Origin of the sequence: Desulfotomaculum sp. OF05-3 (assembly GCF_003435535.1) — a bacterium.
GTDB lineage: Bacteria > Bacillota > Clostridia > Lachnospirales > Lachnospiraceae > Pilosibacter > Pilosibacter fragilis.
Map to the genome: position 1 here is coordinate 345,847 of NZ_QWGO01000001.1, position 13,085 is coordinate 358,931.

Below are 13,085 nucleotides of genomic sequence, written 5' to 3' on the forward strand. Positions count from 1 at the left end.
TCCATTACAGCGCGTTGACGCATTCCTTAAAGATTCGTCCGCGCTCCTCAAAGTTCTTGAACATTCCCCAGCTTGCGCATGCCGGAGAGAGCAGCACATAATCGCCTGCATTCGCGTAAGAAGCGCATACCTGAACGGCCTCCTGCATGTCTTCCGCGTACATGATATCCGTGATACCATGTTTCTTTGCGCACTCAGCGATCTTATCTCTTGTCTGGCCAATGAGGACGAGATAGCGGACTTTTCCGTCAAAGTTCTCGATCCACTCGTCATACTCGGAATGCTTGTCATATCCGCCTGCGATTAAAAGTGTCGGTCCCGGCATCGCCTTGATGGCCTGGATCGCCGCATCCGGGTTTGTTCCCTTGGAGTCATTATAATAAGTAACGCCGAAACGCTCTCTTACATACTCGATCCTGTGCTCTACAGCCTTGAACTCCCTGCATGCCTCGCGGATCATATCCATCGGGACGCCTAAATGGATCGCGATGGCAACGGCTGTCATCACGTTCTCGTGGTTATGTCTTCCGATGATGTTTAACTCGTTGACATCGAGGACCTTCTCGTTCTTTCCATCATGGCGGTAAACGATGAAATCTCCGTCCATGAAGATGCCCTCGTCGAGCTTCTCCTTGCTGCTGAAGTAGAGGACCTTGCACTTTAAGGTCTTTCCGAATTCTCTGAGGACCGGATCCTCGTAGTTTAATACGCAGGTATCTTCCTCTGTCTGGTTTCTTGTGATCCCCTCTTTGACCTGAATATAGCACTCCATGGTCTTATGGCGGTCCAGATGGTCCGGAGTGATGTTTGTGATCGCGGACACATTCGGATGGAAATCCATGATGGTCTCAAGCTGGAAGCTGGAAACCTCCGCGACGGTAACGGACTCGTCTGTGGTTTCAAGAGCGTGAGCGGTGTACGGATCACCGATGTTTCCTACTACGAATACGCTCTTATAGAACTTTCTCATGATCTCGCCTGTGAGGGCTGTCGTTGTTGTCTTTCCGTTTGTACCTGTGATAGCCGCAAGTTTTCCCTTTGAGCAGTGGTAAGCAAGCTCGATTTCACTCCAGATCGGGATCTTCGCCTCGTCGATCACCGCAACGAACGGTGACTCAAGCGGAATACCAGGGCTGATGACGCATAACTCCACACCCATAAGGTCTGTCTTCTTCAGTTCACCGAGAACGATCGTCACCTTCGCACCCTCATCAAATTTTGCTTTCAGCTTCTCTTCGGAAAGCTTCTCATTTCCATCATAAAGAACCACTTCGCCGCCCTGGGCAAGCAGAAGCTTTGCGGCAGAAATACCGCTGATTCCCGTTCCTGCAACTAATACTTTCTGTGACATGGTTTCTCCTCCTATATACTCGTAATGAATGACCGCTCAGCCTGCTATTTTCCTGCGCATGTCTGAACATTTACCCTAATTATAATCCCATGTAGGCAACCAGGCAAAGGATCGCCGTAACGATCGAAAATACTGCGACAACTCTCGTCTCGGACCATCCGCAAAGCTCGAAATGGTGGTGGATCGGAGCCATCTTGAAGATTCTCTTCCCGCCAGTCTTTTTAAAGTATGTGACCTGAATGATGACGGAGAGGACCTCCACCAGGTAGATCAGGCCAACGACGGCGATAAAGATCGGCATCTGCATCATGAACGCGCTGGATGCCACGAAACCGCCGAGGGCCAGGGAACCCGTGTCTCCCATGAACACCTTCGCCGGATATACGTTGAACAGTAAAAAGCCTAACAGACTTCCCACAACGGCACCTGTGATCGGGCTGATCCCGCTGTTTTCTCCGATGGCAACCACGGTGAAGAATGTCGCCACAAGGATCGTAACACTTGTGCAGAGACCGTCAAGACCGTCTGTAAAGTTTACACCGTTGTCGGTTCCGAGAACGATAAAGAATACCGCCGGAATAAACAGCCAGCCGAGATTCAGATAATATCCATTTTCAAATCCGCCAGTGAAAGGGATCAGCATTCCTGTTCCCACTTCTCCGGAAGTCATCAGATAGTAGGTGAAAATCCCCGTGATGATGAACTGACCGATGAGCTTCTGGATCGGGTTTAAACCTTCCGAACGCTTCATGACGATCTTGATGTAGTCATCCAGAAAACCGATGATTCCGAATCCCACCGTCACGAAGAGGATCGGGATGATCCGCGGATAGCTCTTAATGTAAAATAAGGATGTGATCACGATCGCCGTGAGGATGATGAGTCCTCCCATCGTCGGTGTTCCCTGTTTCTTTAAATGGCTCTGCGGACCGTCATCGCGGACCTGCTGTCCGAATTTCAGCCGGTGAAGAAATGGAATGATCACCGGGCAGAGCGCTGCGCTGATTGCGAAGGCGATAATGATCGCCAGAATTGTCTCATTTACCATGCTGAACCTCATATTTTCCTGCTGCACCTCATACTTCCTATGTAAATTGACATGCCGTCTTCCGACAGCACCATGAAATTCAGCTGTTCCGCGCCTTCGGCGCTCCCACAGCTGCCGCCTGACAACATTTCATAGCGTAAATAGTATACGTCCTTTTTTCCCAATAATCAATCAGAACATTTGATACAAAGGCCAAAAGACCTGAATTTCTCCTGCCATCTGTGCTCACATACGCACAAAGCGCAGAGCGGTTCAATATTAATCCGTCTCCGAAACCGACGTGATATCCAGATACGGAAGAATATTCGAAAAAATATCAGCCACCACCGGTGCCGCGATGGTTCCGCCGTAATAGATCCCCACCGGCTCGTCGATAGTGATCAGCGCGATGACCTGGGGATCATCGGCGGGCGCAAATCCTAAAAAAGAAGAAATATATTTCTTTAAGCTTCTCGGCAGCTTCTCCGATGTCGCCGTCTTTCCGCCGACCCGGTAACCTGGAAGCTTCGCCCGCTTTCCGCTTCCTTCCGCCACTACCTGCTCTAAAATATACCGCATGGTCTCGCTGGTAGCTTCCGACACGACTCCCATCCGCTCCGGATAGGAAAACTTCTGGTAATATGTCCCATCCGTGCTCTCCACATTCATCGCAAAGTGGGGCGTGATCCGCCTGCCCCCGTTTATGATGGAGGACGCCGTCGTGATGAGCTGGATCGGCGTGATCTGAAAGGACTGTCCAAAGGAGACGGTGGCGAGCTCCACAAGTCCCATATTTTCCTTCTTGTGCATGATCGTCGCTGCCTCGCCGGGCAGATCGATCCCGGTCTTTCCGAGAAGCCCAAACTGTTCGAAATAATGATAGAACGAATCCACGCCAAGTCGCGCGCCAACGTCGATAAACACCGGGTTACAGGAGTTCATGGCTCCCTGTAAAAATGTCTCTCCTCCATGTCCACCGATCTTATGGCAGCGGATCTTCCGGTCTTCCACGATCCGGAAGCCCGGGCAGGAGAACCTGTCATCCAGATGGACCACTCCCGCCTCCAGCCCTGCTGCGGCGGTGATGATCTTAAATGTGGAGCCGGGCTCGTAGGTATCGTTGATGCAGCGATTCCGCCACATCTTATTTCTCGCGTCCTGAAGCTCCGTCCCAGTGAGTCCGCCGCTTTCCACATTCAGCGTGAACGGGTCGTTCAGATCAAACTCCGGGACATTTACCATAGCGTAGATCTCCCCATTCCGGGGATTCATGACGATCACGGAGACCGCCTTCGCACCTTTTTTCTCCATGACCTGGTACGCCGCCTGCTCCGCGTACTTCTGGATGTTCACATCCAGGCTCACGGTCAGGGTATTTCCGGGCACCGGCTCCACCCGCTCCTCCGCGGCATTCTGGAGTTCCGTGCCCTTCGCGTCGGAGGTCGTCAGTATCAGACCATCCCTGCCCTTTAAGTACCTCTCGTACATGACCTCCAGGCCGATGATCCCCTGATTGTCCGCTCCGGTGAATCCCAGGACCTTTGATGCGAGACTTCCGTAAGGATAATATCTCTTATAATCCTCATCGACCTTCACACCGGAGAGTCCGAGATTCATGATCTGGTCCCCCACCGACTTCTCCACATTTGTCCGGATGATCTCCCTGGAAGACCACTTTTCTACCTTTTTCCGGACCTCCGGCTCCGGAAGCTCCAGGATCCGCACCAGCTCCCGGATCACCTTCTCCGGCTCCGTCACCTGATTGTGGATCACGGACACGGTGCAGACCGTCCGGTTCGCGGCGATCACAGTGCCATTCCGATCCACGATCTCGCCCCGGGCAGCCTTGATGGTCCGCTCCCTCTTGTGGAGCTCATCCGCCATCTTGCTGTAGTGGTCCGACCTCGCGATCATCAGGAATCCCAGCTGGGCGCACAGCCCCACCATCAGAAGCACCGAGATTAAAAAAACGATAAAAAGCTTCTTTCTGTGATGTGTCAGAAATTCCGCCATGTCAAAACCTTCATCTTAAAAGTCTTGGTAATTAATATACGGGACTTCCCGTTTCCTCATGCACGGATTTTATTACATTGCAAGAAATCCAGCCAGCGCCCTCTTCGCCCCGGCCATTCTCTCCTCAAACTGCGGATAGAATTCCTCTTCCTTATTATAAGGAATCAGATAAAACTGTTTCATAAGATAAAGACTCACGGTCTTCGCCGCCTGTCCGGAGGTGTCTTTTCCGATCACCCGCTCCAGATCCTTTAAAAAGTAATGCCAGGTACAGACAAACTCATCATACCGCTTCGGCTCCGGCATATCGATCCATTTTTTAACCTTTACCTTGGTCCTGGTCTCCTTCGCGCACTCGTAAACCTGCAAAAAATACTTAAAACCGCCGTCCCCATAAATTCTTCCAAGCGGAAACAGCCGGCAGATCCCTGGGCGGTACGCATGAATCCTGCAGCGTCCATTCTGGTCTAAAAAGGAACAGGCCTCCTCCTCCCCCGCCATCTTGAGGTTCGGGAGAATGATCCCATCCACCACATTAAGTTCCAGAGGTCCCGCGAGAAGCGTCTCAAAGGTCTTCCCTGTCCCCGCCGTCATGCGGTACGCGTCAAAAGGATCGAGAACCACGGAGGTTCCCATCCCGGTACAGCAGGCATGGCAGCCCTCACACCCTGCGCAGTCCGCCTTCACCATATCATCCAGGCCATAGAGTTTTCCGTCGGAAACCTCCGCCATATCCATCTCTCTCTTCATGATCTTCTCCTATTATTCCCCATATGTAATTGTTCAGTACTCACCGGCATCTTCTTCCAAATGTATGGCAACAGCCACCCTATATACTAATTTGTGCAGGAAAACGCTTATGCAAGCAAGCTTGCAGCACATTTTTCTGCACAAATATAAATCACTACATGGCTAAACTGTCAGCAGATCACTGCGCGGTCTGCGTTGTCTCCTCCGCTCCATTCTTCATGGTCTCAGTCTCCTGAACCGATTCCATACTCTGGGCTTCGCCCGCACTCTCCGCCGCGGATCCCGATCCGTCGGACGGCATATCATCCGGAAGTCCAAGACCGTCATCATACGGAATCACTTCTTCCTCCGGCGCAGGCTCTGTCTGAATCACATTTCCTTCCGCATCCGTCGGTGCCTCAGTCTCCGCCGCGGTCTCGCCGGTTCCAGGCTCCAGTCCACCCTCGTTGTTATTCGTGATCCCCTCATTCTGATCCGCAAGACTTGCGTCCTCCGTCGTCGTATCCGTATCCGGGAATACATTTAAGTATGGAAGCGCTTCCGCCATGATCTTCTGGAAAACCTCTGTGGCGAAAGTGCTGTGCGCCTGCTCTTTGCCCGGAAGATTCGGGGTATCGATGACCACGTACATAAGAAGCTGCGGGTCATCCGCCGGCGCAAATCCACAGAAGGATACGAGATAGTTGTGGGCGGAACGCGGAAGCTTCTCCGCCGTTCCCGTCTTTCCGCCGACCTTGTATCCGGCAACCCGTCCCGCCTTACCGGTTCCTTCCTCATCGTCAACGGTCATAAACAGCGCATGCCTGATAAAGTCGCTGGTGGACTGGGAAACCGTCTCCCGCACCAGATTCGGCTCTATTTTCTTCACAACAGAACCCTGATCATTTAAGATCTGCTTTACCACATGGGGCTCATAGTAGGAACCGCCGTTGATGACAGAGGCGAATGCCGCCGCCATCTGGATCATCGTGCTGTTATAGCTCTGTCCGAAGGAGTTTACCGCAAGGTCTGTCGGGCCCATATTGTCCGCATTGTAGATCAGTCCATATGCCTCTCCCGGAAGATCGATTCCGGTCTTCTGACCCATGCCGAATAATTTCTGATATTTTGCAAACCGCTGTACTCCGAGTTTCGCCGCGATCTGCATCATAGCATCGTTGCAGGATTTCATTAAGGACTGCTCCAACGTCAGGATTCCGTGTCCATAGATATTGGAACATTTGATCCTGTAGCCGCCAACATCCTGTCCGCCGTCGCAGAGAAATGTATCATTCTGACTGATGACGCCTTCCTCAAGCCCCGCCGCAACTGTCATCGGCTTCGCCGGGGAACCCGGCTCGTAAGTATCATTTACACAGAAATTTCTCCACATCTGGTTCCAGGCATCCATCCTGCCCTCATCCGTCATGGCCGTGATCTCTTCCTGAGAATAGGCATAGCTCAGATCTCTCGGATTATTCAGATCAAATCTGCGGTTGGAGGACATGGCAAGGATCTCACCGTTTCTCGGATCCATGGCGATAACAGCCGCCGTCTTGCTTCCGATCCCGCTCATCCATTCGTCGATATACTTTTCCACGATCCTCTGGATATTCACATCGATGGTGGAGACGATGGTATTTCCGTTCTCAGCGGATTTAATGACCTTCTCCATGTTGGACTCGTCATCCAGGTATCCATACTCTCTTCCGTTTGTTCCGGTGAGCTGGTCATTGTAATACTGCTCAATTCCGCCACTTCCCTGCTTTCCGTTATCGTAGGAGAATCCCACCACGTTGCAGGCCAGGGTATTATACGGATAAAATCTCCGGTACTCATCCTCAAACCAGACGCCCTTGATCTTCTTTCCACTGTCTTCCTTTGACTTCGCGTAGGCATCATTCAGCTCTTTCTTTTTTGTCTCAAATTCTTCCTTCTTGTCTGCGGAGATCTGTTTCTCATAAGGCACATAGTAGGAATTTTCATTGGCGGAGATCGTCGCCAGAATATCTGCCCTGTCGTATCCGAATACCTCACAGAGTGCGGACACCGTCGGTTCCAGGTAGTTCTCTTTATCCTGGTTGATCTGGTTCGGATCCAGGATCAGGTTGTAGACCTTCTCACTGGTAGCCAGATATGTTCCGTTCCTGTCCACGATATCGCCGCGGCGGTACGGGATCGTCCGGCTGTCGTAGGAGGAATGCTGGTTCAATACGATCTGGGTGTAGTCCTCGTTTTTATCCTTGATCATCCGGTATAAAACAACGACAAGACCAAACAAAGCCAGCGTCGTTACGAGAACCGTAACCGCCAGCTTTTCTTTCATACTCATGGTAAAAACTTTCTTATTATTACCGTTCCGGGATGTCTTCATACTGTCTTACATACTCGCTTTCCGTCTTATTGTATAAGCGGACCTGGTCCTTATTGGCATAAACCATTCCCAGTTCCTCAGTCGCTACCTTATACACATAATCCAGGTCCACCGACGTGTTGATCCTTGTGAGAAGAGCGTCGTTATCCCCTTTCAGTTTTTCAATACTCTCCTCCAGACTCTCAATATGATTGAGTCTCGCTGTGACGGAAGACTGAAGCTTTAAATAGCTCACACAGATATACAGTGTGCAGATCACCGCCACTGTCAGCAACAATACGGAAAAAAGATTCATCTGAAGCGCTTTTTCCTGATTTCTCCGAACTGTAACGGTATGGGATACATTCCGCTTCTGCTGATGTCCTCTTTCCTGCTCCTCGTACCGGGGAACACGCTCGACTTTACGGACAGTATTTCCCTCTACATATTCTTCGGTCTGCGGGGCTCTTTTCCGTCTCCTTGCTGCCATACCATCACTTCCTTTCTAATATATATGCAACAGTCCAGTGCCGTTCTGCTCATGTTCCCCTGTTGTCGATTTCAGGAACATGCAGATCTGCTGAACATTTACCATAAACTTTCTGCTTTTTCTGTACTTGGGGGCTCTCAGCTTCTCTCGAACACCCTCAGTTTCGAACTCTTTGATCTTCTGTTCTCTTCCAGTTCCTCATCTGATGGAACGATCGGTTTTCTCGTCACAACGCGGCCTTTGCTCTTTCTTCCGCATACGCATACCGGGAAATCCGGAGGGCAGATACACGGATTTTCATTTGTGCGGAATCTCGTCTTCACGATGCGGTCCTCCAGAGAGTGGAACGTAATGATCGATAAACGTCCACCCGGATTTAAGAGGTCGATCATTGTGTCGATGGAATCGTTTAACACATCCAGCTCGTGGTTTAATTCAATGCGGATCGCCTGAAATGTCCGTTTTGCCGGATGTCCGCCCTCAGCACGGATCTTTGCCGGGATCGCGCCGCGGATGATCTCTGCGAGCTGCAGTGTCGTCTCGATTGGGTGGATCTCCCTCTCTCTGACGATGTGCTTCGCGATATTCTTTGCGAAACGATCCTCGCCGTAATCGCGGATAATTCTATACAGCTCCATCTCGCTGTAGCCGTTTACGATATCCGCCGCGGTCTTGTCGTTTCTCTGATCCATTCTCATATCCAGCGGGGCATCCTCTCTGTAAGAGAATCCACGGTCCGCCGTATCCAGCTGGTATGAAGACACACCAAGATCCAGATAAATGCCATCCACCTTTTCAATTCCAAGGTTAAAGAGCACTTCCCGGATATTCTTGTAGTTGCTTCTCACGATCGTTACTTTATCTTTAAATGGGAGAAGACGTTCTGTCGCCGCCGCGATCGCGTCCGCGTCCTGATCGATTCCGATCAGGCGGCCCTTTTCGCCGAGTCGCCGGGATACTTCGTATGCATGTCCGCCTCCGCCTAAAGTCCCGTCCACGTAGATCCCATCCGGTTTTACATTCAGGCTGTCGACGGTTTCCATCAGCAGGACTGATTTATGTTCAAAAATCATATGCCAAGACCTTCCATATTTTCTGCAATTTCTTCCATGTCATCGTAGACATTCTTCTCGTTCCAGACCGCCTTGTTCCAGATCTCAATCCGGCTTCCGACGCCGACTAAGACGACGTCTTTTTCCAGCTTCGCGAATTCTCTTAAAACAGAAGGGATCAGGATCCTTCCCTGCCTGTCCACCTCACAGGCACAGGCACCAGCCAGGAAAAATCTCGAAAACTTTCTGGCATTAGCATTCGTAAGAGGAAGCGCGTGGAGCTTTTCCTCAAAAGATTTCCACTCAGAATTTTCGTACACGAAGAGACACCCATCCAATCCCTTTGTAACAACGAACTCATCGCCCAGCTGCTCACGGAATTTGGAAGGGACAATCAGACGGCCTTTTGCATCGATTGTATGACTGTACTCTCCAATGAACATTACTCACTCCTGTGATTATGTGGTCCATCGTAATCCACTGATCCACCATTTTAAACCACTTTTATCCACTTTCCACCACTTCTAATGTAATCTTAGTACATTTACTTTAAAATAGCAAGGAATTTTTCATTTTTTCATGTACAAAACAAGGGTCACTGTTCACGCCTTGCGCAAACAGTAACTGATTATGCCGATGCTTCGCATTCCGAATCGGCAAAATCCACTACCACCACTGTATTGTACGGAATTTTCAGTTCAGAAAATTCCTACCCGTGTACAGTAACAAACAAGGTGCCATTTTATGGAAATCTTCCTATAAAACGCGAAAAAGCCGCCTTTCAGGCAGCTTTTCCGCATTTTATCTGGAGTATATTCGATTTTTATGTACTGCGGCCCCCCTAGTATCCCGCGTCCATATACTGTTCGATCAGCCGGTCAAGTTCCACACTGTATCGGTAGATCAGATCGTAGGACTCCTTTCCATCAATACTTCCGTTCAATCGTTTTCTCGCCTCCTCGATCTGATTTACCAATTCTTCCCTGCTCTCCATATCAGTTTGCTTCCTTTCCCTGGACGAAAGCCTTTCTCCTGTTGTAAATAAGGATCACAAGAGAGACGGTCGCCAGCACAACAGACAATGCCTGGGATACCGCGATCTGGGTACCCGGTATCAGGAGAGAATCCGTTCTCAATCCTTCGATCCACGCTCTTCCGATTCCATACCCGGCCAGATAGATACAAAGCATTTCCCCTGTGAACATTTTCCGCTTGCGGAACCAGAGCATGAACATCAGGAGACCGAAGTTCCAGAGGGACTCGTAGAGGAACGTCGGATGGACCTGAATGTACTCGATTCCATTGTCCAGGATCAGATGGTCAAGGAGATTTTGTGAGATCATGCTCTCATTCACAATGCTACGTCTGATCCGCATGGCAAACAGGCAGTCTGTGTAGCGGCCGAAGGCCTCGCAGTTGATAAAGTTACCCCATCGTCCGATCATTTGTCCGGTTATAAGTCCAAGGCATGCGCTGTCTGCCATGGACAAAAAGGAAAGGTGGCGTTTCTTTGTAAAGACAAGCAGCGTCAGGATTCCGGCGATCACTCCGCCGTAGATCGCAAGTCCGCCTTTCCTCAAGTTCACGATCTCCATCAGGTGGTCCTTGTAGTAGGCCCACTGGAAGAAAACATAGTAGATCCGCGCTCCGATGATGGAAAAGATAATTCCGTAAAGTGCGAAATCAAGGTAAATATCTGGATTCTGTCCCCTGCGCTTCGCATCGGACTGGGCAACACAGAGTCCTAAGATCATGCCGATCCCGATGATCAGTCCGTAGTACGCAAAGGATATTCCTCCGATTGAAAAGCTCTTCACCATGTGGGGAATCGAGATCCCCAGGTGAACGAAGCTTACATCTGCTCCTGACATTGATTCTGTTCTCCTTTTTTCTTTGGTGAATTATATTTTACTCCGAAAAGCGGCAAAAAGCAAACAGATTCGCTTGACAGTCCTCGTGTTTATTCGACATGAACTGCCGTTCACGTCTTGCTCAAACAGGAACCGCCAGGAATCTGTCCTAAAACAAAAGAAAAGCCATGGAATGGTGTTTAACTGATACACTCCATGACTTTTATATTCCTTATTCTATCAGATCTTCAGGAGAAATTATACATTGAACCGGAAAAGAACGACATCTCCGTCCTTCATCACGTAGTCCTTACCTTCCATGCGGACAAGTCCTTTTTCCTTCGCTCCGATGTAGGAACCGCAGTCTAAGAGATCCTTGTAGTTTACAACCTCTGCCTTGATAAATCCGCGCTCGAAATCGGTGTGGATCTTTCCTGCTGCCTGCGGTGCTTTTGTGCCGACCTTGATGGTCCATGCACGTGTCTCCTTCTCTCCTGCTGTCAGGTAGCTGATAAGACCGAGGAGACGGTAGCTTGCCGCGATCAGCTTGTCAAGTCCGGACTCCTTTAAACCAAGGTCATCTAAGAACATCTTTTTCTCATCGTCATCTAACTCGGAGATCTCCTCCTCGATCTGCGCGCACACAACAAACACTTCGCTGTCGTTCTCAGAAGCGAACTTGCGGACAGCCTGTACATGCGGATTGGAAGCGCCGTCATCGGCAAGATCATCCTCACCGACGTTCGCAGCGAAGATCACCGGTTTCCAGGTAAGGAGATCTAAGGAAGCAACAAATGCCTGCTCCTCATCGTCCTCACACTCAAAGCTCTTTGCAAGCTTGCCGTTCTCGAGGTGTTCCTTCACAGCCTTTAAGATATTTAATTCCTTCGCAAGTGCCTTGTTGGAAGCTGCGCCCTTGCCCATCTTCGCGATCCGGCGGTCGATGACCTCGATATCGGAGAAGATCAGCTCTAAGTTGATAGTCTCGATGTCGCGGAGCGGATCAACGCTTCCGTCTACATGGATAACGTTCGGGTCCTCGAAGCAGCGGACAACGTGAACGATAGCGTCTACCTCACGGATATTCGCGAGGAACTGGTTTCCAAGTCCCTCACCTTTGGATGCACCCTTTACGAGACCTGCGATATCTACGAACTCGATCACAGCCGGTGTGATCTTCTCGGAGTTGTAAAGATCCGATAAGAGCTTCAAGCGGAAATCCGGTACCGGAACAACGCCCACGTTCGGGTCGATGGTACAGAACGGATAGTTTGCGGATTCAGCGCCCGCCTTTGTCAAAGAGTTGAATAATGTACTTTTACCTACGTTCGGCAGGCCGACAATGCCAAGTTTCATGGTAATTTTCCTTTCTAAACCTTTATACGCAAAAATATGGTTTTTACATAATTTAACCTGTTGTGCTAGATAAAATAATATAAAGAAACTTCAACAAAATGTGCTATCCTATTTGTAGGCAATACAACGAAAGGAGGCATCATTATGTTGAAGTTCCAAAATAATAATACCACTGTTATTGCAACTTTTGAAGACTTTATTTTAACCACTTACGTTATTATTGACGAATTGTATCATCAGTTTGCACTTCCTGAGGTTGCCAAGCGACGGCATGTTTTAGATGCAAAACTATCTGATTCGGAAATCATTACCATTAGTCTTTGTGGTGAGTTGCTTGGCGTTGATTCTGAAAATGCCTGGTTTTCTTTCGTGAAAAAGAATTACAGACATCTTTTTCCGAAGCTTTGCAGCAGAAGTCGTTTTAACAGAACGAGGCGTGCTCTGATGCAGACAACCGAATTATTAAGACAAAAGATGCTCTCTGTTTTTCCGGTTCCGGTCAGTTCTTATTGCATTATTGATAGTTTTCCGCTTGCAGTCTGCAAATTTGGACGTGCACGATACTGCAAAACATTTCGCAGCCAGGGTGCTGATTACGGAAAGTGCCCTTCTAAAAAGGAAACTTACTTCGGCTATAAAGTGCATGCCCTGGTCACATTAGAAGGTTACATTACTGCATTTGAGATTACGCCGGCATCCACAGATGACCGTGAAGGATTACGGGATCTGGTGGATAATTGTTCAAATATTACAATTTTAGCAGATAAAGGATATGTTGGCGAAAAACTCATGCAGGAAATGCAGGAACAAACGATCTGTCTTTTTGCACTCAAGCGTTCCAACAGTAAAGAAAACTGGCCAAAA

12 protein-coding genes are annotated in these 13,085 nt (G+C 49.4%); 1 reads left to right on the plus strand and 11 read right to left on the minus strand.

Going from position 1 to position 13,085, the window contains the following annotated elements:
• Positions 1-4: 4 nt before the first annotated feature.
• From murD to ychF, 11 genes are all read right to left on the minus strand, one after another.
• Positions 5-1,351, minus strand: a complete 1,347-nt coding sequence (murD, locus tag DXA87_RS01535) for a UDP-N-acetylmuramoyl-L-alanine--D-glutamate ligase (RefSeq protein ID WP_117484198.1) — start codon at positions 1,349-1,351, stop codon at positions 5-7.
• A gap of 79 nt (positions 1,352-1,430) precedes the next feature.
• Positions 1,431-2,399, minus strand: coding sequence for a phospho-N-acetylmuramoyl-pentapeptide-transferase (gene mraY / locus DXA87_RS01540; protein WP_117470952.1), 969 nt, complete (start codon positions 2,397-2,399; stop codon positions 1,431-1,433).
• A 258-nt stretch (positions 2,400-2,657) separates the two neighbouring features.
• Positions 2,658-4,391 (minus strand): penicillin-binding transpeptidase domain-containing protein, encoded by a 1,734-nt coding sequence (locus DXA87_RS01545; RefSeq protein ID WP_117484199.1) that lies wholly within the window; start codon positions 4,389-4,391, stop codon positions 2,658-2,660.
• A 72-nt stretch (positions 4,392-4,463) separates the two neighbouring features.
• On the minus strand, positions 4,464-5,141 hold the full coding sequence (locus tag DXA87_RS01550) for a YkgJ family cysteine cluster protein (protein WP_117503063.1): 678 nt from the start codon (positions 5,139-5,141) through the stop codon (positions 4,464-4,466).
• Positions 5,142-5,319: 178 nt separating this feature from the next.
• Complete coding sequence (locus DXA87_RS01555; RefSeq protein WP_117470937.1) at positions 5,320-7,494, minus strand: penicillin-binding transpeptidase domain-containing protein; 2,175 nt, start codon at positions 7,492-7,494, stop codon at positions 5,320-5,322.
• On the minus strand, positions 7,472-7,963 hold the full coding sequence (locus DXA87_RS01560; RefSeq protein ID WP_117470938.1) for a septum formation initiator family protein: 492 nt from the start codon (positions 7,961-7,963) through the stop codon (positions 7,472-7,474). The genes DXA87_RS01555 and DXA87_RS01560 overlap by 23 nt, the downstream gene beginning before the upstream one ends.
• Positions 7,964-8,100: 137 nt before the next feature.
• Positions 8,101-9,036, minus strand: a complete 936-nt coding sequence (gene rsmH / locus DXA87_RS01565; RefSeq protein ID WP_015555056.1) for a 16S rRNA (cytosine(1402)-N(4))-methyltransferase RsmH — start codon at positions 9,034-9,036, stop codon at positions 8,101-8,103.
• Complete coding sequence (gene mraZ, locus DXA87_RS01570; RefSeq protein WP_015555057.1) at positions 9,033-9,458, minus strand: division/cell wall cluster transcriptional repressor MraZ; 426 nt, start codon at positions 9,456-9,458, stop codon at positions 9,033-9,035. Before mraZ ends, rsmH begins: the two co-directional genes overlap by 4 nt.
• A gap of 398 nt (positions 9,459-9,856) precedes the next feature.
• A complete protein-coding gene (locus tag DXA87_RS01575; RefSeq protein ID WP_015555058.1) occupies positions 9,857-10,009 on the minus strand; it encodes an aspartyl-phosphate phosphatase Spo0E family protein in 153 nt (50 codons plus the stop codon).
• Position 10,010: 1 nt separating this feature from the next.
• Positions 10,011-10,886 (minus strand): prolipoprotein diacylglyceryl transferase, encoded by an 876-nt coding sequence (lgt, locus tag DXA87_RS01580; RefSeq protein ID WP_117503064.1) that lies wholly within the window; start codon positions 10,884-10,886, stop codon positions 10,011-10,013.
• A 237-nt stretch (positions 10,887-11,123) separates the two neighbouring features.
• Positions 11,124-12,221: a redox-regulated ATPase YchF gene (ychF, locus tag DXA87_RS01585; protein ID WP_117503065.1), complete on the minus strand. Its 1,098-nt coding sequence runs from the start codon at positions 12,219-12,221 to the stop codon at positions 11,124-11,126.
• A 144-nt stretch (positions 12,222-12,365) separates the two neighbouring features.
• Here ychF and DXA87_RS01590 point away from each other — a divergent pair.
• A partial coding sequence (locus DXA87_RS01590; RefSeq protein WP_242998001.1) for an IS982 family transposase occupies positions 12,366-13,085 on the plus strand: 720 nt, incomplete at its 3' end.